Source organism: Avibacterium sp. 21-595 (genome assembly GCF_023611905.1).
Classification (GTDB): domain Bacteria; phylum Pseudomonadota; class Gammaproteobacteria; order Enterobacterales; family Pasteurellaceae; genus Avibacterium.
Genome location: NZ_CP091455.1, coordinates 1,839,636 through 1,861,100, shown reverse-complemented (window position 1 = coordinate 1,861,100; position 21,465 = coordinate 1,839,636). Strand labels below are relative to the sequence as shown.

General features: G+C 37.6%; 22 protein-coding genes. 14 read left to right on the top strand and 8 right to left on the bottom strand.

Annotated features, from left to right (window positions below):
* Positions 1 to 50 precede the first annotated feature (50 nt).
* Positions 51 to 1,004: a dynamin family protein gene (locus tag L4F92_RS08620; RefSeq protein ID WP_250363430.1), complete on the bottom strand. Its 954-nt coding sequence runs from the start codon at positions 1,002 to 1,004 to the stop codon at positions 51 to 53.
* Between the two features lie 14 nt (positions 1,005 to 1,018).
* Positions 1,019 to 1,924 carry a helix-turn-helix transcriptional regulator gene (locus tag L4F92_RS08615; protein ID WP_250363429.1) on the bottom strand — a complete coding sequence of 302 codons (906 nt, stop codon included), beginning with the start codon at positions 1,922 to 1,924 and terminating at the stop codon, positions 1,019 to 1,021.
* Between the two features lie 337 nt (positions 1,925 to 2,261).
* Here L4F92_RS08615 and L4F92_RS08610 point away from each other — a divergent pair, with 337 nt between their 5' ends.
* Entirely contained in the window at positions 2,262 to 2,612 is a 351-nt protein-coding gene (locus tag L4F92_RS08610) for a helix-turn-helix domain-containing protein (RefSeq protein WP_250349696.1), read from the top strand.
* A gap of 28 nt (positions 2,613 to 2,640) precedes the next feature.
* Here the strand turns inward: L4F92_RS08610 and priC are convergent, their stop codons facing one another.
* From priC to L4F92_RS08585, 5 genes are all read right to left on the bottom strand, one after another.
* Positions 2,641 to 3,201, bottom strand: a complete 561-nt coding sequence (priC, locus tag L4F92_RS08605; protein WP_250363428.1) for a primosomal replication protein PriC — start codon at positions 3,199 to 3,201, stop codon at positions 2,641 to 2,643.
* A 107-nt stretch (positions 3,202 to 3,308) separates the two neighbouring features.
* A complete protein-coding gene (locus L4F92_RS08600) occupies positions 3,309 to 4,667 on the bottom strand; it encodes a Na+/H+ antiporter family protein (RefSeq protein ID WP_250363427.1) in 1,359 nt (452 codons plus the stop codon).
* A gap of 53 nt (positions 4,668 to 4,720) precedes the next feature.
* Positions 4,721 to 5,374: a ribonuclease T gene (gene rnt / locus L4F92_RS08595; RefSeq protein WP_250351661.1), complete on the bottom strand. Its 654-nt coding sequence runs from the start codon at positions 5,372 to 5,374 to the stop codon at positions 4,721 to 4,723.
* Positions 5,375 to 5,451: 77 nt separating this feature from the next.
* Positions 5,452 to 5,859: a lactoylglutathione lyase gene (gloA, locus tag L4F92_RS08590; protein ID WP_250349699.1), complete on the bottom strand. Its 408-nt coding sequence runs from the start codon at positions 5,857 to 5,859 to the stop codon at positions 5,452 to 5,454.
* A 70-nt stretch (positions 5,860 to 5,929) separates the two neighbouring features.
* Entirely contained in the window at positions 5,930 to 6,631 is a 702-nt protein-coding gene (locus L4F92_RS08585; RefSeq protein WP_250363426.1) for a YggS family pyridoxal phosphate-dependent enzyme, read from the bottom strand.
* Positions 6,632 to 6,921: 290 nt separating this feature from the next.
* On the opposite strand from L4F92_RS08585, the gene thrA reads away from it, so the two are divergent.
* The 12 genes from thrA to cpdA all read left to right on the top strand — a co-directional run bounded on the left by thrA (position 6,922) and on the right by cpdA (position 18,596).
* Positions 6,922 to 9,369: a bifunctional aspartate kinase/homoserine dehydrogenase I gene (thrA, locus tag L4F92_RS08580; RefSeq protein WP_250363425.1), complete on the top strand. Its 2,448-nt coding sequence runs from the start codon at positions 6,922 to 6,924 to the stop codon at positions 9,367 to 9,369.
* Positions 9,370 to 9,378: 9 nt separating this feature from the next.
* On the top strand, positions 9,379 to 10,323 hold the full coding sequence (thrB, locus tag L4F92_RS08575; RefSeq protein WP_250363424.1) for a homoserine kinase: 945 nt from the start codon (positions 9,379 to 9,381) through the stop codon (positions 10,321 to 10,323).
* A 183-nt stretch (positions 10,324 to 10,506) separates the two neighbouring features.
* Positions 10,507 to 11,781, top strand: coding sequence for a threonine synthase (thrC, locus tag L4F92_RS08570; RefSeq protein WP_250363423.1), 1,275 nt, complete (start codon positions 10,507 to 10,509; stop codon positions 11,779 to 11,781).
* The gene (locus L4F92_RS08565; RefSeq protein WP_250363422.1) at positions 11,781 to 12,560 is read left to right on the top strand and encodes a DNA methyltransferase; all 780 of its coding nucleotides are present in this window, start codon (positions 11,781 to 11,783) and stop codon (positions 12,558 to 12,560) included. The genes thrC and L4F92_RS08565 overlap by 1 nt, the downstream gene beginning before the upstream one ends.
* A complete protein-coding gene (locus tag L4F92_RS08560) occupies positions 12,557 to 13,252 on the top strand; it encodes a restriction endonuclease (RefSeq protein ID WP_250363421.1) in 696 nt (231 codons plus the stop codon). The genes L4F92_RS08565 and L4F92_RS08560 overlap by 4 nt, the downstream gene beginning before the upstream one ends.
* Positions 13,252 to 14,250: a DNA adenine methylase gene (locus tag L4F92_RS08555; protein ID WP_250363420.1), complete on the top strand. Its 999-nt coding sequence runs from the start codon at positions 13,252 to 13,254 to the stop codon at positions 14,248 to 14,250. Before L4F92_RS08560 ends, L4F92_RS08555 begins: the two co-directional genes overlap by 1 nt.
* Positions 14,251 to 14,263: 13 nt before the next feature.
* Positions 14,264 to 14,611 carry an ArsC family reductase gene (locus tag L4F92_RS08550; RefSeq protein WP_250363419.1) on the top strand — a complete coding sequence of 116 codons (348 nt, stop codon included), beginning with the start codon at positions 14,264 to 14,266 and terminating at the stop codon, positions 14,609 to 14,611.
* A 13-nt stretch (positions 14,612 to 14,624) separates the two neighbouring features.
* Positions 14,625 to 15,761 (top strand): succinyl-diaminopimelate desuccinylase, encoded by a 1,137-nt coding sequence (gene dapE, locus L4F92_RS08545; RefSeq protein WP_250363418.1) that lies wholly within the window; start codon positions 14,625 to 14,627, stop codon positions 15,759 to 15,761.
* Between the two features lie 9 nt (positions 15,762 to 15,770).
* Positions 15,771 to 16,457 carry a M15 family metallopeptidase gene (locus L4F92_RS08540; RefSeq protein WP_250363417.1) on the top strand — a complete coding sequence of 229 codons (687 nt, stop codon included), beginning with the start codon at positions 15,771 to 15,773 and terminating at the stop codon, positions 16,455 to 16,457.
* Positions 16,458 to 16,467: 10 nt separating this feature from the next.
* Positions 16,468 to 16,875, top strand: a complete 408-nt coding sequence (psiE, locus tag L4F92_RS08535) for a phosphate-starvation-inducible protein PsiE (protein ID WP_250363416.1) — start codon at positions 16,468 to 16,470, stop codon at positions 16,873 to 16,875.
* Positions 16,876 to 16,995: 120 nt separating this feature from the next.
* Positions 16,996 to 17,625 (top strand): ADP-ribose diphosphatase, encoded by a 630-nt coding sequence (nudF, locus tag L4F92_RS08530; protein ID WP_250349708.1) that lies wholly within the window; start codon positions 16,996 to 16,998, stop codon positions 17,623 to 17,625.
* 140 nt (positions 17,626 to 17,765) lie between these two features.
* On the top strand, positions 17,766 to 18,596 hold the full coding sequence (gene cpdA, locus L4F92_RS08525) for a 3',5'-cyclic-AMP phosphodiesterase (RefSeq protein WP_250363415.1): 831 nt from the start codon (positions 17,766 to 17,768) through the stop codon (positions 18,594 to 18,596).
* A gap of 47 nt (positions 18,597 to 18,643) precedes the next feature.
* Here the strand turns inward: cpdA and L4F92_RS08520 are convergent, their stop codons facing one another.
* Entirely contained in the window at positions 18,644 to 19,816 is a 1,173-nt protein-coding gene (locus tag L4F92_RS08520; RefSeq protein WP_250363414.1) for an FAD-dependent monooxygenase, read from the bottom strand.
* Positions 19,817 to 20,016: 200 nt separating this feature from the next.
* On the opposite strand from L4F92_RS08520, the gene miaB reads away from it, so the two are divergent.
* Entirely contained in the window at positions 20,017 to 21,441 is a 1,425-nt protein-coding gene (gene miaB / locus L4F92_RS08515) for a tRNA (N6-isopentenyl adenosine(37)-C2)-methylthiotransferase MiaB (protein ID WP_250363413.1), read from the top strand.
* Positions 21,442 to 21,465 lie beyond the last annotated feature (24 nt).

Here is a 21,465-nt window from a genome sequence, read left to right as displayed (position 1 = left end):
TTAGTATAAAAATAGATTTACTCTTGTTTATTAGATAAGAAAAAAGCTTTCTAAACTTTTTTTATTTTATTAAATGTATGATCTATTTTATTCTGTAATAAATAACAAATCTCACCAAATCCAGTATTATAATAATATTCTTTAATCTCTTTTATTGATTTGTTATTTGCTAAAATCTCATTATCTTCTTGAGAGAGATTAGTCTGTATGAATGATTGAGCTAATTTTCTATTTTTTCTTGATAGGCTTGATGCACCTTTAAATAAAAACTCTGGGGATTCGAGTAAAACAGATAAATCATACTTTTCACTTCTAGAAAAAACATCGCTATTTAGTAGTTTTTGAAATAGTAACGCCTGTTTTGCTGAGATTGTGATAATGTTTGGGGATTTAAATCCAATTTCTTTTAAGTATTTTTCAACATTCTTAATTAGTTGAACAATGCTTAATTCTTTTTCTGTATCAATTTCATCTGCTTTATTTAAGATAAAAATAATTTCTTTTTTGGTATCTTGTTTTATTGTATTATAGATTTTTTCTAATAATAATCGGTCATCATTGATACCGAACTGTGTGGCATTTAATAAATAAAGAATCAATCCATATTCCTTGTCATTAATGACTTCCATTGTTAATAACTCGTGATTATCATTTTGACTATTATTGGGTCCGGGTAAATCATAGATTACTAATTCGGCACGAGTATTTTTAATAGTTTGGATATCGCCATCAATATTAATTTTTTTTATTTCAGGAGCTTTGTTCCATTTTTTTAAAATTTCTGCATTGATATTACGAGATTTTTCAACTAGCTTACCATCATAATTATAAGCAGAACCTGAAAAAAAACTTTTATTATCTTTATCGTGGATACGTGTAATGGTTGCTGTTGTAGCTTGATTAGCTGAATGTAATAATTCCGTACCAATAAGGGCATTGATAAATGTCGATTTTCCTGCACTCATTGTGCCAACTACGATTACCTCGAATAGATTTCTTTTCATTTACTTTATATTTCCTATTTACTTTCCATTTTATTTAAGTATTGTGCTAAGTTATTTTGCAATTCTATTTGTAAGTTTTGTGGGCTGATGATCACAAGATGAGGAATCCAATATTGCACAATCGGTAAAATATCTAATGGGTTTACATTTTGAGCAGCAAGCAGTAACTCACCATTTTCTAACTTATGCACCAATTTTTGATTAGGGAGTAAGTTACGGCGCAGGAAAAAAGGTGAAGCAAAAGCTGACACTTGAATGACAACTTCAGCAATCATATTTCCGTGCGAGAGTGAATCATTCCTTTTAATTTCTTCGATAAATTGCTGATTTGGGGTAAAGGTTTCTGCAAGTACCTCTAGCTGACTAATTTGGGTAAAGCAAAAGGTTTTTTGTTTGTTGTCTTGATGTTGATCGGTGCCAATTAGATACCAGATTCCATTTTTGTTAGTCAGTGAGTAGGGCGCAATTTGGTAAAAATTTGTTTGCTGAGTGGTGAGTTTACAATATTTAAATGAAATAAAATTATTGTTGCTAATGGCTTGTTTTAATTGATTAAATTGTGCTTGAAGATGTGATACATCTTCATATTGAAAACCTTTAACTTGCACTGACTGAGTTAATTTTTCTTGGTAAAAGGCCTTATCGACACTTGGAAAAAGATTGGAGATACTGGCGAAAAGGGCAAAACGTTGGATATCTTCTTCGGTGAGAATATCCAATTTTTGACGGTCTAGTTTATAAAATCTTGGCCCTAGCTCTGCCCAAGGAAGAAAATTAAGGCGTTCGTTGATATCACGTTGTAAGGTTCTGATTGATACATCAAAATCCTCTGCTAACTCATTAATATCAAGACGTTTTCCCAAATTGAGCTGGGATAAAATTATGCTTAAGCGTTGTGCAAGCTGATGCGTTTTCTTCATAACTTTTCACTTATGGGCTATTCATTAAAAGTTATTCTAAATTAAGTTAAAAAAAGACTTGCGTCAGGTTGTGTCGTCCAATAAAAATTTTTTCGCTTTTCGCTTTTCGCTTTTCGCTTTTCGCTTTTCGCTTTTCGCTTTTCGCTTTTCGCTTTTCGCTTTTCGCTTTTCGCTTTTCGCTTTTCGCTTTTCGCTTTTCGCTTTTCGCTTTTCGCTCAAAAATAGATTTGTAATAAATATAATATTAGATGTTAAAGATCTAATGTAAGTATGTTCCGCTATTTATGTATAGAAGTCAATATCTATTATTCTCTCTTCATTATAAGGAGAGAGAACAATGCTTGATAAAGATGAACAGCTATTACTTACAATAGGTCAAGCGATTGCAAAATATCGTCAAGCGGTAGGATTAACCCAAGCACAGTTGGCAGAAATTTTAGATATTAGTAATGATGCGGTGTCAAGAATGGAGCGAGGCAAGTCTGTACCTAATATTTTGCGTTTATTAGAATTATCAGAAATCTTTCATTGTGAAATTGCGGATTTATTAACAAGTAGTAGTAATCGTTCAATGGATCAAGCAAGACAATTAGAACAATTATTGCACGGTTTAGACAGTTATGAACGCGCAGAATTAATCACAATTATTGAGCGAATGTTAAAATGGAAAGCCTATTCTGAAAAATAAAGCCTGTGTTTTGATACGGCTATATTTTCTATTGCGTATTATCTAAATGCTCTTCTAATAATTCAATCGCTTCTAAACAACGGGTACGGCGTTGTTCTGTGTGGCGGATAAGTTGCTGAAGCTGTTGTTTTTTTAATTCGTTTTGTGTTTGGATATATTGATCTTGCTGGTGAGCGATTTTTTGGTTTAATGCTTGTAAGGCTTCGTAATATTTAGCTAATCGTTCTCTTGGTGGAAGGCGATGGATGGCGTGCTGTTGTTTATTTTGAGCCGATTGTGGAGAAGGATTAGTAAAGGTTTTTTTATCTCTTCTTTTGTGTTGTTTGAGGGCATCTAATAAGGCTTGTAGCTGGGCGAGCAGTTTTTCAGTATAAAATTGACACTGAGTGTGTTCGTTTTCTTGCAAACGTTCTATTTGGGCGAGTGTGTTGTTTAATTCTGTGCGATAAAATTTGAAATGTTGAAAATCTTCACTAAATAAAGTGCGGTCAAATTTTGCATAGATTTTTTGTGTGTCTGATACGGGATATTGTTGGTAGCATTGTGCTATTTTTTGGCGTAATGCTTGAATAAGTTGGGTTTTGTTCATCTTTCTGTTCAATATTGATTTAGTGAGATTTACACAGTGGAAAATTATCGCATAAAAAAGGACATCTTGTGATGTCCTTTTACTGCTTATTTTGTGTATAACATAACTTATAAATACATTGCCGCAATCCAACCAAAAATAATGAGTGGGATATTGTAGTGAATAAAGGTAGGGACAACGGAATCCCAAATGTGATCGTGTTTGCCGTCCATATTTAAGCCTGATGTTGGGCCTAATGTAGAATCCGAAGCCGGTGAGCCTGCATCACCAAGTGCCGCAGCGACACCAACAATAGAGACTGTTGCAAGTGGGCTGAAGCCAAGGGTTAAGCAAAGTGGCACATAGATTGAGGTAATAATTGGTACCGTTGAGAAAGATGAGCCAATGCCCATTGTGATAAATAATCCAACGATTAACATTAAGAATGCGGCTAATCCTTTATTGTTTGCCCCTAAACCTTGGCTGAAGGTTTGAACTAATTCAGTTACGCCACCTGTGGCATTGATTACCGCTGCGAAACCTGAGGCTGCAATCATCACAAAGCCAATCATTGCCATAAGGCGTAAGCCTTGTTGGAAAATATCGTTACTTTCTTTGAGTTTGAAAATACCACATAGGGCAAAAATGATTAAACCAGCTAAACCGCCAATGATGGTGGAATCGGTAAACAACTGTAAGCCAAAGGTAACCACAATCGCAATGAGGCTTGCGATGACGTGGAAAGGTTTAATATTTGCAATATGCTGTTCAATTTCAGCGGTGCTAAGTGTTTTGTCTGCCACCGCATATTCTCTCGGTTTGCGATAAGTAATAAATACCGCCGTGAGCAAGCCTAAGATCATTCCGATAACAGGTAAGCCCATAGCAAGAGAGACTTCGCCAACACTAGTGTGTAAGCCTAGTGGTTCGCCAACCTGATTAATATTTTTTACTAAAATACTTTCAATAAAGATTTTCCCAAATCCCACCGGTAAAAGCATATAGGTTGCGGTTAAACCAAAGGTTAGCACGCAAGCAACCGCACGGCGATCTAGCTTAAGTTTATTGAAAATAGCTAAAAGTGGAGGGATAACAATGGGAATAAAGGCAATATGCACAGGCAATAAGTTTTGTGATGAAATAGAGAAAATTACAAGCACGGCTAAAATAAAATATTTAAAGCCTGCCATTGAAAGCCCTGTTGGCGAATGGCCTAATTTTTGGATAACTTTAAAGGCAAGGAGATCGGTGATGCCCGATTTCGAGATTGCAACAGCAAAAGCACCTAAAATAGCATAGTTCATTGCCACTTCGGCACCGCCACCTAAGCCACCTGTGAAGGTTTGAATTGTTTGGCTAAGATCAAGATTACTGCATAAACCAGCCGTTAATGCGGAAATAATCAAGGCGATAACCACATTGATACGCAATAGGCTTAATGCAAGCAATACAATGATCGAGATAACAACAGGGTTAGAGAGTAACATTGCATAGTCCTTATTTAAAATAATAGAAAAAATAAATAAAAAAATTACCGCACTTATTCTGTGATGTGGTGAGGGAAACCACCAAGTTGTTTAAGGTGATTGACCATATAACAGAATAATTCCGTTGTGCGTTCTGTATCATATAAAGCTGAATGTGCTTGTTTATGATCAAAGGGGATATTTGCCGCTTGGCAAGCTTTTACCAAAACAGTTTGTCCAAACATAAAACCACTTAAGGTTGCGGTATCAAACATTGCGAAAGGGTGAAAAGGGTTACGCTTTGCCTTTACACGTTCTGCCGCTGCCATCAGAAAACTTTGGTCAAAGGTGGCATTATGCGCCACAATAATTGCACGTTGGCATTCTGCTTGTTTTTGTGCTTGACGAACCATTTTGAATAATTCACTGATTGCGATATTTTCAGAAATTGCCCCTCGCAATGGGTTATCAATATCAATGCCATTAAATTTTAATGAGTCTGGGTTAATATTCGCCCCTTCAAACGGCTTAATATGAAAATGACATTTTTGATCAGGGATCAGTAACCCCTCATCGTCCATTTTTAGTGTAATCGCGGCTAATTCTAATAACGCATCTGTTTGTGGATTAAAGCCTGCGGTTTCTACATCAATCACAACAGGGAGATAACCACGAAAGCGGTGCTTTAATAAATTATAGTTTATCGGTTCTGTGGGAGTATCAGTCATCATATTATTTATTAATAGAAAGTGCGGTGTAAAATTTAAGTGAAATTTTCACCGCACTTTGTATAACTCTTAAGGGGTTAATTGCCTAAGCCAGCTTGAGCGTTTTTATTTTCGATAAATTCAATTTTATAACCATCGGGATCTTCAACAAACGCGATCACGGTTTTCCCGCCTTTTACAGGGCCGGGTTCACGGGTTACTTTACCGCCAGCTTGACGCACGGCTTCACAAGTCGCATAAATGTCATCAACACCAATAGCAATATGACCATAGGCATTACCTAGCTCGTATTCATTGACGCCCCAGTTATAAGTCAGCTCAAGAACGGAAGACGTCTCTTCATCACCATAGCCAAGGAATGCAAGGGTATATTTATATTCGGGATTCTCACTGGTACGTAGCAAACGCATACCTAATACATCTTGATAAAATTTGATTGAACGATCTAAATCGCCCACGCGTAACATTGTATGTAAAATTCGCATTATTTATCCCCTTATTTGCTTAAACGAACAGGCATTATGCCATAGCGTGAATAAAAAAGCATTATACAGTTTAGGCTTTATAATCTCTTGCCCCAAAAATTGCCGTTCCGACACGAACCATTGTTGCGCCATATTCAATGGCACAATGCAGATCATCAGACATTCCCATCGAAAGGGTATCAATTTGACATTCAGGCAACGCCTGCTGTAATTGCTGGAATAACTGTTGCATTTGTTGAAAGGAGTGTTTTTGCTGTGCAATATCGGTGGTCGGTGCGGGAATTGCCATTAACCCTCGTAAACATAAGTGCGGTAAGTTTTTGATATGCTCTGCGAGAGGCAAAATTTCCGTAGGCTGAATACCTGATTTGCTTTTTTCATCACTGATATTTATCTGAATAAGGACATTCAGTGGTTTTTTATAATGAGGACGCTGTTCATTTAAACGATCTGCAATTTTGCTACGATCAAGGGTTTGCATCCAATCAAAGTGTTCCGCAACAAGACGTGTTTTGTTTGATTGCAATGGGCCAATAAAATGCCATTCTAGATCTAAATGGTTGTCAGCAAGCTGTTGAATTTTTTCTACCCCTTCTTGGACATAATTTTCACCAAATTGACGTTGTCCAGCTTGATAAGCCGTAAGAATGGCTTCGACCGGTTTGGTTTTGCTCACAGCAAGGAGGGTAATTTCTGCTGAATGACGTTGTGCTTGTTGGCAAGCGTGCTGAATATGTTGTTGTACCTGTTGCAAATTATGTTGAATATCCATTGTCGGGAATAACCTATTTTTTATAAACATTAAGGAAATATTCTATATTATTCATTTTCTATTTGACAAGGCGTGAAAATTTCGGTATTTCTAACAGCACATTTTTTATTAAGAAAAAATTGACAATGCAACGTACTATCACAATGCTTACCACCACGATGATTACCATTATTACAATGAATGGGGCGGGGTAGTGCGTTAAACACAGGAACACAAGAAACCCGCATTCTAAAGTGCGGGTTTTTTTATAAGTATTTTAACTTTCACAACATTATTTTTAGGAGATTTCTATGCGCGTTTTAAAATTCGGTGGCACATCGCTTGCCAATCCAGAACGCTTTTCGCAAGCAGCCCGATTGATTGAAAAAGCTCATTTAGAAGAGCAAGCGGCAGGGGTATTATCTGCGCCTGCGAAGATTACAAATTATCTTGTTGCCCTTTCTGAAAAAGCCAGCCAAAACCTTCCTACCGATACCGATTTTAATCAAGCACGTGAAATTTTCTATACCATTATTAATGGGTTATATGCAGAAAATGAGAAGTTTGATCTTGCCGGTTGTAAGGCCGTGATTGATGCAGAATTTGCACAAATTGCAGAATTATTAGCCGAAATTCGTGCCAAAGGCGTGTTAGACGATGCGGTAAAAGCAACCATTGATTGCCGTGGTGAAAAATTATCTATTGCAATGATGAAAGCGTGGTTTGAAGCACGTGGTTACGAAGTAACGGTGATTAATCCGGTGGAAAAATTATTGGCACAAGGAAGTTATTTAGAATCCTCTGTGGATATTGAGGAATCGACCAAACGTATTGATGCCACTCGTATTCCAAAGAAAAATGTTGTATTAATGGCAGGGTTTACCGCAGGTAATGATAAGGGGGAACTTGTACTATTAGGGCGTAATGGGTCGGATTATTCTGCTGCCTGTTTAGCCGCGTGTTTGAATGCTTCTGTTTGTGAAATTTGGACGGATGTAGATGGCGTGTTTACTTGCGATCCTCGTTTGGTTCCTGATGCACGCCTATTGCCAAGCCTTTCTTATCGTGAGGCAATGGAACTTTCTTACTTCGGTGCAAAAGTGATCCACCCACGGACTATCGGGCCACTTGTCCAAGCCAATATCCCTTGTTTAATTAAAAATACCGGTAACCCTGAAGCCAAAGGGTCAATTATTGATGGCAATGCACAATCTGAACAATTACAAGTAAAAGGGATCACGAATTTAGATAATTTAGCGATGTTCAATGTATCAGGGCCGGGAATGCAAGGAATGGTGGGAATGGCAGCGCGCGTGTTCTCAACAATGTCTAAAGCAAAAGTGTCGGTTATTTTGATTACTCAGTCGTCTTCTGAATATAGCATTAGTTTCTGTGTGCCGGTAAAAGCGGTTGATATTGCTAAAAATGCCTTAGAAGTGGAATTTGCCCAAGAACTTAAAAATCAAGATCTTGAAGAGATTGAGGTGATTAAAGATCTTTCGATTATTTCTGTCGTGGGCGAAGGAATGCGACAGGCGAAAGGGATTGCCGCGCGTTTCTTTTCTGCCCTAGCTCAAGCGAATATCAGTATTGTTGCAATCGCACAAGGCTCTTCTGAGCGGTCAATTTCTGCTGTTGTTCCGCAAAATAAAGCGATTGAAGCGGTAAAAGCAACTCACCAAGCACTTTTTAACAATAAAAAAGTGGTAGATATTTTTCTTGTCGGTGTCGGCGGTGTGGGAAGTGAATTAATTGAACAAGTAAAAAATCAGCGTGATTATTTAGCAAAGAAGGACATTGAGATTCGAGTTTGCGCTATTGCAAATTCAAATAAAATGTTACTTGATGCAAATGGGCTAAATTTAGCCCATTGGCAAGAGGATCTCGAAAATGCGACACAGCCTTCTGATTTTGATGTGTTACTTTCTTTTATTAAATTACATCACGTGGTGAATCCGGTTTTTGTTGATTGTACTTCTGCTGAAAGTGTGGCTGGGCTTTATGCACGGGCATTAAGTGAAGGCTTCCACGTGGTTACACCAAATAAAAAAGCCAACACAAGAGAACTTGCCTATTATCATTTAATGCGTGAGAACGCACGCCAAAGCCAGCATAAATTTTTATATGAAACAAATGTTGGGGCTGGTTTACCTGTGATTGAAAATCTGCAAAATTTACTCGCAGCAGGTGATGAGTTAATTCGTTTTAGCGGTATTTTATCAGGCTCACTTTCCTTTATTTTTGGTAAGTTAGAAGAAGGTTTGTCATTATCTGAAGTAACCACACTCGCACGAGAAAAAGGCTTTACTGAACCCGATCCACGAGATGATTTATCAGGGCAAGATGTGGCACGTAAATTGCTTATTTTAGCACGTGAAGCAGGAATGCAATTGGAATTAACCGATGTAGAGGTAGAAGGCGTGTTACCAAAAGGATTTGCGGAAGGTAAATCGGTGAATGAATTTATGGCAATGTTACCACAGCTTGATGCCGAGTTTAATGATCGTGTAGAAAAAGCAAAAGCAGAGGGTAAAGTCTTGCGTTATGTCGGACAAATTGAAAACGGAAAATGTAAAGTGTCTATTGTGGCAGTAGGGCAAGATGATCCGCTATATAAAGTGAAAAATGGCGAAAATGCCCTTGCATTTTACACCCGTTATTATCAACCTATTCCATTATTATTACGTGGTTATGGGGCGGGGAATGCCGTTACTGCAGCCGGTATTTTTGCGGATATTTTAAGAACATTACATCATTAAGGAGCATTTATGTTACGAATTTACGCCCCAGCTTCAAGTGCGAATATTAGTGTCGGGTTTGATACTTTGGGTGCGGCTGTATCACCTATTGATGGCTCATTACTGGGTGATGTCGTACAAATAGAAGAAATCAAGCAAGGCTTTGAATTAGAAAGTGCGGGGTATTTTGTGCGTAAATTGCCAAAAGAACCGCAAAAAAATATTGTTTATCAAGCTTATGTATTATTTAGTGAACGGTTAAAACTACGCAATGGCACAATCAAGCCATTACGCCTAACATTGGAAAAAAATATGCCAATTGGCTCAGGTTTAGGCTCAAGTGCTTGTTCTATTGTGGCGGCGTTGGTGGCATTAAATAAATTTCATAATGAGCCTTTTTCTAAAATGGAACTTTTAGAAATGATGGGGGAACTGGAAGGGCGTATTTCAGGTTCAATTCATTATGATAATGTTGCCCCTTGTTATTTAGGTGGGGTGCAATTAATGGTACAATCTCTCGGCAATATTTGTCAGCAATTACCTTTTTTTGACAATTGGTATTGGGTGTTGGCCTACCCGGGTATTGAAGTTTCAACCTCTGAAGCACGTGCGATTTTACCGAAGAGCTACACACGTCAAGATGTGATTACGCACGGTCGTCATTTAGGTAGTTTTGTTCATGCTTGTCATACACAGCAAGAAGCACTCGCTGCATATATGATGAAAGATGTGATTGCAGAACCTTATCGTGAAGCATTATTACCTAATTTTGCGGAAGTAAAACAAGCGGTACGTGATTTGGGCGCATTAGCCTCTGGTATTTCTGGATCGGGGCCAACAATGTTTGCTATTGCCCCTGATTTAGGAACGGCAAGTAAAGTAGCCACTTATTTAGAAAACCATTATTTACAAAACAACGAAGGCTTCGTCCATGTTTGTAAGGTAGATAATCAGGGCGCAAGGGAATTGGGCTAAACGCCCAGATAAATTGCCCAAATGGCAATAAAACGAGAAAAGGGGTTTGCGCAGGTTCCCTTTTCTTTGCTTACTTTTTTTTGGGGTAAGCAAAAGAAACTAAATTGCTTAACGAGCGAAACCTGTTATCAATTATCAAAGATAAAAAATTTTAGACAAAATCAAAACTCAAACGGATTAATTATGAATTTATACAACATCAAACACCCCGAAGAACAAGTGAATTTCGCACAGGCAGTTCGTCAAGGATTAGGCAAAGATCAAGGCTTATTTTTTCCGCAAATTATTCCACACTTAGAGAATATTGATGCTTTACTTGATTTACCGCTTGTTGAACGTAGTCAAAAAATTTTAGGGGCGTTAATTGGTGATGAAATTCCAGCGGATAAATTGGCCCAAATGGTTAAAAATGCCTTTACTTTTCCTGCACCAGTAGAAAAAGTTGAAGATCATATTTATGCTTTAGAATTATTTCATGGACCTACCCTTGCATTTAAAGATTTTGGTGGACGCTTTATGGCACAAGCGCTCGCGACTGTGCGTGGAGATGGCAAAATCACCATTTTAACGGCAACATCAGGCGATACAGGGGCGGCTGTGGCGCACGCTTTCTATGGTTTAGAAAATATTGATGTGGTGATTTTATATCCCAAAGGAAAAATCAGCCCACTACAAGAAAAATTATTCTGTACCCTAGGTGGAAATATTCGTACTATCGCCATTAATGGTGATTTTGATGCTTGCCAAGCCTTAGTAAAACAAGCATTTGATGATGCTGAGCTACGTCAAGCGATTGGTTTAAATTCAGCCAACTCGATTAATATTAGTCGTTTATTGGCACAAGTTTGTTATTATTTTGAAGCGGTGGCGCAACTTCCTAAAGCAGCGCGTGAAAATCTTGTGGTTTCTGTACCAAGTGGCAATTTTGGTAACCTTACAGCAGGATTAATCGCTAAAACAATGGGATTACCAATTAAACGTTTTATCGCCGCAACTAATGCGAATGACACGGTACCACGTTATTTGCGCACTGGCGAATGGGCGCCAAATGACACCGTTGCAACCTTATCCAATGCGATGGATGTGAGTCGCCCGAATAACTGGCCACGTGTAGAAGAGTTATTTAAACGCAATCATTGGGAATTATCTGATCTTCATTCTGTAGCAATGAATGATGAACAGACCGAACAAACATTACGTGCAATGAATAACCAAGGCTATTTATGTGAACCACACGGTGCAATTGCCTATGGCGTATTGAAACAAGATTTACAACCGGGAGAAACGGGGTTATTCCTTTGTACCGCACATCCAGCAAAATTCAAAGAAAGTGTCGAACGAATTTTATCCCTTGAACTTCCATTACCTGAAGCGTTGGATAAACACAATAAATTGCCATTACTTTCTGATGAAATGGACAATGATTTTGCGACATTAAGAGCATATTTGTTGAAATAATGATGCAAGAAGATTGGAAATCTACAGATATTAATGTAGAGAGCCTTTGGTTATTCAACGAGAGGGATAAAAAAGGTAAACATAAGAATATTTATCATGGGAATTTTATTCCTCAAATTCCTTATCAATTAATAAAACGTTACACTAAAGAAGGAGATACGGTTTTAGATTTATTTATGGGGAGTGGAACTACTCTATATGAATGTGAAAGTCTGAATAGAAATTTCATAGGGTTTGATATTAATCAATCTATTATTGATTATGTAAGATCTCAAATGAAAGAATCAGATTCTATCAAATATTTTATTAATCATTATGATGTCTCAAATTCTTGTCTTTTTTCTGAGTGTTTATCAAGTAATTTAAAAGAATTGAATAAGGATCAAATAGATTTCTTTATTGCTCATCCTCCCTATATGGATATCATTAAATTTACTGATAGAACGGAAGATTTATCTCAGATATCCAATCTTAATATTTTTATTAATAAATTTACTCAAGTAATAGCTAATGCATTCTCTTTTCTTGCAGAGAATAGATATTTTGCTATTGTTATCGGAGACGTTTATAAGAATAGTGAAGTTATTCCTTTGGGGTTTTACTTAATGTATGCAATACGAAAGCATTTTAAAGTTAAGCTTAAAGGAATTGTGGTAAAAAATATAGAAGGAAATCGAGGAAAGCTTGGTAAACAAGATATTTGGAGATATAGAGCATTAAAAAGTGATTATTTTTTGTTTAAACATGAATATATAATGGTTTTTAAGAAATTAAAATGAAGAGAAAATCAAAAAAAGATCTATTCCTTGAATTAGCTAATCCAGATGATAAAGGTGTAAGTAGATGGGTATTTGTCAATGAGTTTATTGGTAATTATAGTGAACTTCAGCTAGGAAATGGGTTTAGCTGGGGAAGAGGTAGCTCTAGTCTAGCAAAAGAATATATTGTAGAGACAGATAAAAGTCGTTCTTCAGGTAATGGTATTGATGCTATTAGATTAAACGGTTTTAATACTCAGAATTCTTTTAGTCAAGCAATTAGGTCAGATATTAAAAATCACTATAAAGATAAACCTTGTGTGATGTTAGGAGTAAAAGGATTTTCAGAAAATACAAAAATTGAAATCGATCATAAAGATGGACGAAAGAATGACTTGAGAGTCTCAGATATGAATTCTCAATCTTTAGATGATTTCCAACCTCTATGTAAAGCTGCGAATGATATAAAAAGGCAAATATGCAAACGCTGTAAAGAAACCAATATTCGTTGGAGTGCTAAAAACATTAAAGGTAATCCATATGATTTTTATGAAGGAAATGAGAATTATAATGATGAACTTGGTTGCATAGGTTGCTATCAATATGATCCTGTGCAGTATAGAAAAACGGTAATTAAGAAAGTAAGTGAATTAGCTGCACATCAAGCAATTGATTCTGTGTTTAAAACATTATATCCAGATGACGAGGAATAATGAATTATATTGGCTCAAAGAATAAATTATCAGACTTTATTTTTGATAGAATAACATCTGTTGTTGGATATGAACTATCTGATAAGGTATTTTGTGATATGTTTGCTGGTACGGGAATTATTGGTAGAAAATTTAAACCTCTAGTTAAACAGGTTATTAGTAACGATATAGAGTTGTATAGTTATATTCTAAATAAGAATTATATAGAAAATCATACCTCTATATCGTATGAAGCGTTATTAGATGAATTAAATAATTTAGAAGGGATCCCTGGGTTTATTTTTGAAGAATATTCTGAAAATGGAAAAGCTAATCGTCTTTATTTTTCAGAGAATAATGGGAAGAAAATAGATGCAATTAGAAAAAGAATAGAAGACTGGTATAATAAATACTTCATATCAGATAGCCAATATTACTTTTTACTATGCTCTTTACTTGAAAGTGCCGATAAAATAGCTAATACAGCTTCTGTCTATGGCGCTTTTTTGAAAAAAATTAAACGATCGGCACAAAAAGAATTAGTTATTGAGCCTGCTTTATTTGAAATAAATTCAAATTCTCATAAGGTTTATAATGAAAACGCCAATAATTTAATTAATCGGATTGAAGGAGATATATTATATTTAGATCCTCCTTATAATGCGAGGCAATATGGAGCAAATTATCATTTGCTAAATACAATTTCAGAATACAAAGAATTTCAGCCTAAAGGGAAAACAGGGTTAAGAGATTATGTGAGATCTAAATATTGCAGTAGATCTAATGTTGAAGATGAGTTTGAACGATTAATACAATCAGCAAAATTTAAATATATATTTTTGAGTTACAATAATGAGGGGTTGATGAGCTTAGAACGAATAAAACAAATAATGAGCAAATACGGTAGATATGATTGCTTTTCTATAGATTATCAACGCTTTCGTTCAGATACTTCTAAAAATCGCTCTTATAGCGCTAATTCTACAATTGAATATTTACATTTATGTGAGAAGCTTTAGGAAAGGACAAAAAATGATTACAGTTTATGGTATAAAAAACTGCGATACAGTGAAAAAAGCCTTGAAATGGCTAATAGATAATGGGATTGAGCATCGTTTACACGATTATCGTGTAGAGGGATTAGAACAGGCTTGGTTGGAAAAAGCAGAAAGCCAATTTGGTTGGGAAAATTTGCTGAATAAACGCAGTACTACTTGGCGTAATTTAGCGGAAGAGGTGAAAAAAAATCTATCAAAAAGCACCGCACTTAAGGTATTAGCAGAACAGCCTACGCTAATTAAACGTCCAATTATTTTACAAGATAACATTGCGTTAATCGGTTTTGACGTTGCAGCATACGCAAAGGCTTTTGGTAAATAAGAAAGGTTAAATAATGAAAAACACAATCGTTACTTTAGCACAGCAGTTGATCCAACGTCCTTCTATTAGTCCAGATGATCGAGGTTGTCAGCAACTTATTGCTACGCGCTTAGAAGCATTGGGCTTTGAGATTGAATGGCTACCTTTTAATGATACATTAAATCTATGGGCAAAACACGGTTCAAAAAGCCCTGTGGTTGCCTTTGCTGGGCATACTGATGTGGTGCCAGTGGGTGATGAAACGCAATGGGATTATCCCCCTTTCTCCGCACAAATTGTTGATGATATGCTTTATGGACGTGGTGCAGCTGATATGAAAGGCTCATTAGCCGCAATGGTGGTTGCAGCAGAGCAATATGTGAAAGCCAATCCAAATCACCCCGGAACGATTGCATTGCTAATTACGTCTGATGAAGAAGCCGCGGCAAAAGATGGTACAGTACGCGTGGTGGAAACCCTGATGGAACGAGGTGAACTGATTGATTATTGTTTAGTTGGTGAGCCTTCAAGTGCTGAAAAATTAGGTGATGTAGTAAAAAATGGTCGCCGTGGTTCGATTACAGGTAACCTTTATATTCAAGGTGTACAAGGACACGTTGCGTATCCTCATTTAGCGGATAACCCCGTGCATAAAGCCGTTGATTTTTTAAAAGCATTAACCACCTACCAATGGGATCAGGGTAATGCGTTTTTCCCGCCAACTAGCTTACAAATCGCCAATATTCAAGCAGGAACAGGCAGTAATAATGTGATCCCCGGCGAGCTTTATGTGCAGTTTAATTTACGCTATTGCACTGAAGTAACGGACGAGCTAATTAAGCAAACCGTAAAGCAAATGCTAGAAAAGCATCAACTTGATTATCGCATTGAGTGGAATTTATCGGGTAAACCTTTTTTAACAAAGCCGGGTAAATTAGTGAATGCTGTCGTGGATAGCTTAGAAAAAATTGCCAAAATTACCCCCGCACTTGAAACGGGAGGTGGCACCTCCGATGGACGTTTTATCGCCTTAATGGGCGCCGAAGTGGTGGAACTTGGGCCATTAAATGCCACGATTCATAAAGTTAATGAATGTGTAAGTTGTCAAGATCTTGCCACATTAGGTGATGTGTATCAGCAAATGCTCATCAATTTGCTAAATGCGAAATAAGGAGAATTTATGGCAAAAACATTAACATCTGCGATGCTCACGGGAAAATCTCGTGAGCATTTAGTTTCTTTACCTTGTCCGTTTTCGCTTCAACATTTCCTTCAGCCTGATGCTGTAAAGGCCTTTCAAGCATTACAGCAAAGTGCGGTCAAAAATGGCTTTAATTTACAGCCTGCCAGTAGTTTTCGGGATTTTCAGCGACAACAGCGAATTTGGAATGAAAAATTTGAAGGAAAACGAAAGGTGCATAATGATCAGGGGGAAGCCTTAGCGCTAGCGAATTATTCTGATTGGCAAAAGTGTCAAGCCATTTTACGCTGGTCAGCATTACCGGGCGGAAGTCGGCATCATTGGGGAACTGAAATTGATGTTTTTGATCCTCATTTATTACCCCAACATCAGCAGTTACAATTAGAGCCTTGGGAATATGAACAAGGGGGATATTTTGCGGAACTGAGTCAATGGTTACAAGAAAATGTACAAATCTTTGATTTTTATTTCCCTTTTTCTAATATGCCAGCACGTCTGCAGATTGGCTATGAACCTTGGCATATTAGCTATTTACCTTTAGCCGAGCAGGCTCGCCAAATGTTTAGCCCTGAAATATTATTGCAAGCTTGGCAAGATGAAGAGGTGGCTGGAAAAGCTTTACTGATTGAACGCCTACCACAAATTTTTACTCACTTTTTTATTTGATTGAATCACGATGAATGAAAAAAATTATTTCCCACAAGCAATTTCTTCGCTTTTGCAGTGGACATTAAACATTTCCTTATTAATTCTTGCCTTAATTTTGGTGATTTTTCTTGCCAAAGAAACCTATGGCTTAGCATTAGTGCTATTTGAGCATTCAGAAGAAGCCTCCTATTTGTTGGTCGAAAAAATCGTTGTGTATTTTTTATATTTTGAGTTTCTTGCCCTGATCGTGAAATATTTTAAAACTGACTATCATTTTCCGTTACGCTATTTTTTATATATCGGAATTACCGCAATGGTGCGATTAATTATTGTCGATCATTCTAGCCCAGTGAATACATTACTCTTTTCTGGATCGATTTTGCTAATGGTTGTGGCATTATTTTTAGTCAGTTCAGATCGATTGAGAAAAAGTTAGCCTATTAAGAAAAAATTTTGTGAACAAGGTCAAATTTTTCAACAAAAGTAAGAAGAATTACATTTTTTTTTGTAAAAAACTGGCGTATTCTTAGCAAACAATTTATAACGAGGATTGTTTATGTCTGATTTGCAACAATTTACTCAGCAAGATATTCAAATTATCAAGGAAGAACCGCTTTATGACGGTTTTTTTAATTTAAAGAAAGTCTATTTTAAGCATAAACTTTTTGCCGGTGGTGAAAGTGGGGTGGTAACCCGTGAATTGCTCGTAAAAGGTGCGGCCTCTGTGGTGGTCGCTTATGATCCTGATGTGGATAGTGTGGTGATGGTGGAGCAAGTACGCATAGGGGCTTATAATCCACAGCTTAGTCAATCTCCTTGGTTATTAGAACTCATTGCAGGTATGGTTGAAGAAGGTGAGTTGCCTAATGAGGTTGCCCAACGAGAAAGCCAAGAAGAAGCAGGCGTACAAGTAGAACATTTGCGTGAAGTGATGCAGTTTTGGGATAGCCCTGGTGGCATTGTAGAGCGTATTCATTTATTTGTAGGCAAGGTAGATAGTGGTAAGGCACAAGGCATTCATGGATTGGCAGATGAAAATGAAGATATTCGTGTTCACGTGATCCCCCGTCAAACCGCTTATGAATGGATTTGCAATGGTAAGATTGATAATGGACTTGCGGTTACAGGCTTATTATGGCTACAACTAAATTACCTTGATTTACAGAAACAATGGAAAAAAATGTGAGCTGAATCGAATTTTCATCAGAAATTTAGCCATAAACTATGATCCAGTTAACATTTTTCAAATTTAGGTAATGCAAATTTTTTTGAAGTTTGTAACGTATAGCGATGTATTATAAATTAACAAGAGGAGAGAGTATTTTTATGAATACTTATACATACCCAACGGAAGAAGAAGTTGTCCGTTTGGTGCAGATTACAGATCCTCATTTGTTTAAGGATGAAAGTGGTGAGTTACTTGGTATTAATACACAAGCCAGTTTCAGCCAAGTATTAAGTGAAATTAAACAAAGCAATTTTAATTATGAACTTGTCCTTGCAACAGGGGATTTAGTACAAGATAGCAGTAGTGAGGGGTATCTCCGTTTCTGTAAAATGGTGCAAATACTTGAGAAAATGGTGTTTTGGATCCCCGGCAATCACGATTTTCAGCCAAAAATGTTTGATATTTTGAATCATACTCATGGCAATATTAACCCATTCAAACATTTGTTAATTGGCGAACATTGGCAAATTTTAATGCTTGATAGCCAAGTTTTTGGTGTGCCTCACGGACAGTTAGGACAATATCAAATTGATTGGTTATTGTCCAAGCTAAAAGATTATCCTGAACGTTATTCTTTGGTGGTGCTACATCATCATATTTTGTCTACCAACTCTGCTTGGCTAGATCAGCATAATTTACGCAATTCTTTAGATTTAGCCTATGCGTTATCGCCATTTAATAATGTGAAAGGCATTTTATATGGTCATATTCACCAAGCGGTAGATAGCGAATGGAAAGGCTACAAAGTAATGGCAACGCCATCTACCTGTATCCAATTTAAGCCTGATAGCAATAGCTTTGCCTTAGATACACTACAACCGGGCTGGCGTGAAATTGAATTATATAGTGATGGACGTATTGAAACACGTGTCAAACGAATCCAACAAGCTCAATTTTTGCCGAATCTGTTAGGTGAAGGCTATGAATAAATAAAGATAAAGTGCGGTGATTTTTCACCGCATTTTTACACTTACTATTACAACCCCAAGGCATACTTCAACGCTTGTTTTTTTAGTGGCGTAGCTTTCCCTGCAAGGAATAAGGCTAAGTTACGGGCTACTTTAACTGGCAATAACTCGGTTTTAAAACCTTTATAAAATAAATCCATCGCGGATTGCATCAGTAAATTATCTTTCATACGCAAATTTTGATAGCGTTTTAATACTTCATCAGAAGCCAAATTTTGTTGATTTTGTTGCGCACTTTCAATGACTTGTAATAGGGCTTTGACATCTTTAAAGCCTAAGTTTACGCCTTGTCCAGCCAATGGATTTATCGTGTGGGCGGCATCCCCTACGAGGACAATGCCTTGGCGATAATAGTGTTGAGCGTGGCGGCGGGTGAGTGCAAAACTGCCCGTTTGTTGCACCTTAATGCGACCTAATCGAGCAGGGAAGGCTTGTTCAATGGCTTGGGCTAATTTTTCTTTGGATAATTGTTTCAGCTGGTTGATTTTTTCAGGACTGTCATACCACACAAGACAAGCTTGTTGCCCCTCGAGGGGTAAAAAGGCTCTTGGGCCTGAAGGGAAAAATTGCTGCCAAGTGGTATCTTGTTGTGGCAATTCCGTATCCACTAAAATCAATAAACAATCTTGCCGATATTGCCAGCCGGTTACACCAATGCCAGCTATTTGGCGAAGTTGCGAGTTCGCCCCGTCTGCGGCAATCACTAAAGGGGCGGAATACTGTTCGCCATTGGTTAAAAAAATCTGCCAATTTTCACCGCACTTTTCTGCACGTTCTATTTTCGCTTGTAAGCGACTTTGCACGTTTTCAAGTGATGAAAAGGCTTGCCATAAACCAAGCTGGATAACATTATTTTCTACCATATAACCAAGTTCGGAATGCGCTAATTCTTCGCAATGAAAGTAGGTAGAAAAGCCATCAATTTCCCACGTTTCTAAGGCTCGATAGGGACAAAGACGCATTTTTTCGATATATTGCCAGCTTTGTAATTGTTGCAATAATTGCACTGAGGCAAGACTAATAGCGGAAATGCGTAAATCATAAGGCGAGTTTGCACAAAAGGTTGGCAAGGGCGCGCTTTCAATCAGTTGCACATTTAATCCTTGTTGCCCTAATCCCACGGCACAAGCGGCGCCTACCATTCCACCACCAACAATAATTACATCGCGTTGTGTATCCATTTTTGCCTCTTTTTATTCTAGCTAAAAGTGCGGTGGTTTTTTTCGTTATTTTTATACCGCACAGACCTTTTTCATTGCCCGTTAGTTTACCTTTTATGAGTAAAATTCAAAAGAAAAGATTATTTTAACTAGCCACCATTCGCACAAGTCGGTAAAATAGCCAGTTGATTTTTACAGGTTAAACGATTTTAAAGCAAATTATGACGCAAAAATTACATATTAAAACGTGGGGCTGTCAGATGAATGAATATGACAGCTCAAAAATGGCAGATTTATTAAATAGTACACATGGTTTGGAATTAACTGAGATTCCTGAAGAAGCGGATGTGTTGCTGTTAAACACCTGTTCTATTCGTGAAAAAGCACAGGAAAAAGTATTTCATCAGTTAGGACGTTGGAAAGAATTAAAGAAAACAAATCCTGCTTTAGTGATTGGCGTAGGGGGATGTGTGGCCTCACAAGAAGGCGAGCATATTCGTAGCCGTGCGCCTTATGTTGATATTGTCTTTGGCCCACAAACCTTGCACCGCCTGCCTGAAATGATCAATCAGATTCGTGGCGGGAAAAGTTCCGTGGTGGACGTGAGTTTCCCTGAAATTGAAAAATTTGACCGTTTACCAGAACCGCGTGCTGAAGGGCCAACGGCCTTTGTGTCGATTATGGAAGGTTGTAATAAATATTGCACTTTCTGTGTTGTGCCTTATACCCGTGGCGAAGAAGTGAGCCGTCCGCTAGATGATGTGCTATTTGAGATCGCACAGCTAGCCGAACAAGGCGTACGTGAAGTGAATTTATTAGGGCAAAATGTGAATGCGTACCGCGGGCCAACGCACGATGGGGGGATTTGTTCTTTTGCTGAATTATTGCGTTTAGTGGCGGCGATTGATGGCATTGATCGTGTGCGTTTTACCACGAGCCACCCGATTGAATTTACGGATGATATTATTGAGGTTTATGAGGATACCCCTGAATTAGTTAGCTTTTTACATTTACCTGTACAAAGTGGTTCAGATCGTATTCTAAATCAAATGAAGCGTGGGCATACGGCATTAGAATATAAATCCATTATTCGTAAATTACGCAAAGTACGCCCGGATATTCAGATTAGCTCTGACTTTATTGTTGGTTTCCCCGGCGAAACAGAGCAAGATTTTGAAGATACAATGAATCTGATTGCACAAGTAAATTTCGATATGAGCTTTAGCTTTATCTATTCTGCCCGCCCGGGAACACCAGCAGCGGATATTCCTGATGATGTGAGCGAAGAGGAGAAAAAACAACGCTTATATGTGCTACAACAACGCATTAACAATCAAGCGGCACAATTTAGCCGGGCAATGCTTGGCACAGAACAGCGCGTGTTAGTGGAAGGCCCCTCTAAAAAAGATATTATGGAATTGACTGGTCGAACTGAAACAAATCGGATTGTGAATTTTGTCGGAACACCAGATATGATTGGTAAGTTTGTTGATATTAAAATCACCGATGTATTCACCAACTCTCTGCGTGGTGATGTTGTGCGCACCGAAGACCAAATGGGTTTGCGTGTCGTGCAATCCCCACAAGCCGTGATTAACCGCACGCGCAAGGAAGATGAACTTGGTGTAGGGCATTATCAAGGCTAACTCGCTGAACCTGTGGGGATAATG

Bases quoted from the DNA above. Each gene is read 5' to 3' on its own strand.
- L4F92_RS08610 (WP_250349696.1), top strand. From the start codon at position 2,262: ATGCTTGATAAAGATGAACAGCTATTACTTACAATAGGTCAAGCGATT.
- thrB (WP_250363424.1), top strand. From the start codon at position 9,379: ATGTTACGAATTTACGCCCCAGCTTCAAGTGCGAATATTAGTGTCGGG.
- L4F92_RS08560 (WP_250363421.1), top strand. From the start codon at position 12,557: ATGAAGAGAAAATCAAAAAAAGATCTATTCCTTGAATTAGCTAATCCA.
- L4F92_RS08585 (WP_250363426.1), bottom strand. From the start codon at position 6,631: ATGGATATTCAACATAATTTGCAACAGGTACAACAACATATTCAGCAC.
- cpdA (WP_250363415.1), top strand. From the start codon at position 17,766: ATGAATACTTATACATACCCAACGGAAGAAGAAGTTGTCCGTTTGGTG.
- psiE (WP_250363416.1), top strand. From the start codon at position 16,468: ATGAATGAAAAAAATTATTTCCCACAAGCAATTTCTTCGCTTTTGCAG.
- L4F92_RS08550 (WP_250363419.1), top strand. From the start codon at position 14,264: ATGATTACAGTTTATGGTATAAAAAACTGCGATACAGTGAAAAAAGCC.
- thrC (WP_250363423.1), top strand. From the start codon at position 10,507: ATGAATTTATACAACATCAAACACCCCGAAGAACAAGTGAATTTCGCA.
- thrA (WP_250363425.1), top strand. From the start codon at position 6,922: ATGCGCGTTTTAAAATTCGGTGGCACATCGCTTGCCAATCCAGAACGC.
- nudF (WP_250349708.1), top strand. From the start codon at position 16,996: ATGTCTGATTTGCAACAATTTACTCAGCAAGATATTCAAATTATCAAG.
- L4F92_RS08565 (WP_250363422.1), top strand. From the start codon at position 11,781: ATGATGCAAGAAGATTGGAAATCTACAGATATTAATGTAGAGAGCCTT.
- L4F92_RS08615 (WP_250363429.1), bottom strand. From the start codon at position 1,924: ATGAAGAAAACGCATCAGCTTGCACAACGCTTAAGCATAATTTTATCC.
- miaB (WP_250363413.1), top strand. From the start codon at position 20,017: ATGACGCAAAAATTACATATTAAAACGTGGGGCTGTCAGATGAATGAA.
- L4F92_RS08620 (WP_250363430.1), bottom strand. From the start codon at position 1,004: ATGAAAAGAAATCTATTCGAGGTAATCGTAGTTGGCACAATGAGTGCA.
- L4F92_RS08555 (WP_250363420.1), top strand. From the start codon at position 13,252: ATGAATTATATTGGCTCAAAGAATAAATTATCAGACTTTATTTTTGAT.
- gloA (WP_250349699.1), bottom strand. From the start codon at position 5,859: ATGCGAATTTTACATACAATGTTACGCGTGGGCGATTTAGATCGTTCA.
- L4F92_RS08520 (WP_250363414.1), bottom strand. From the start codon at position 19,816: ATGGATACACAACGCGATGTAATTATTGTTGGTGGTGGAATGGTAGGC.
- priC (WP_250363428.1), bottom strand. From the start codon at position 3,201: ATGAACAAAACCCAACTTATTCAAGCATTACGCCAAAAAATAGCACAA.
- L4F92_RS08600 (WP_250363427.1), bottom strand. From the start codon at position 4,667: ATGTTACTCTCTAACCCTGTTGTTATCTCGATCATTGTATTGCTTGCA.
- dapE (WP_250363418.1), top strand. From the start codon at position 14,625: ATGAAAAACACAATCGTTACTTTAGCACAGCAGTTGATCCAACGTCCT.
- L4F92_RS08540 (WP_250363417.1), top strand. From the start codon at position 15,771: ATGGCAAAAACATTAACATCTGCGATGCTCACGGGAAAATCTCGTGAG.
- rnt (WP_250351661.1), bottom strand. From the start codon at position 5,374: ATGACTGATACTCCCACAGAACCGATAAACTATAATTTATTAAAGCAC.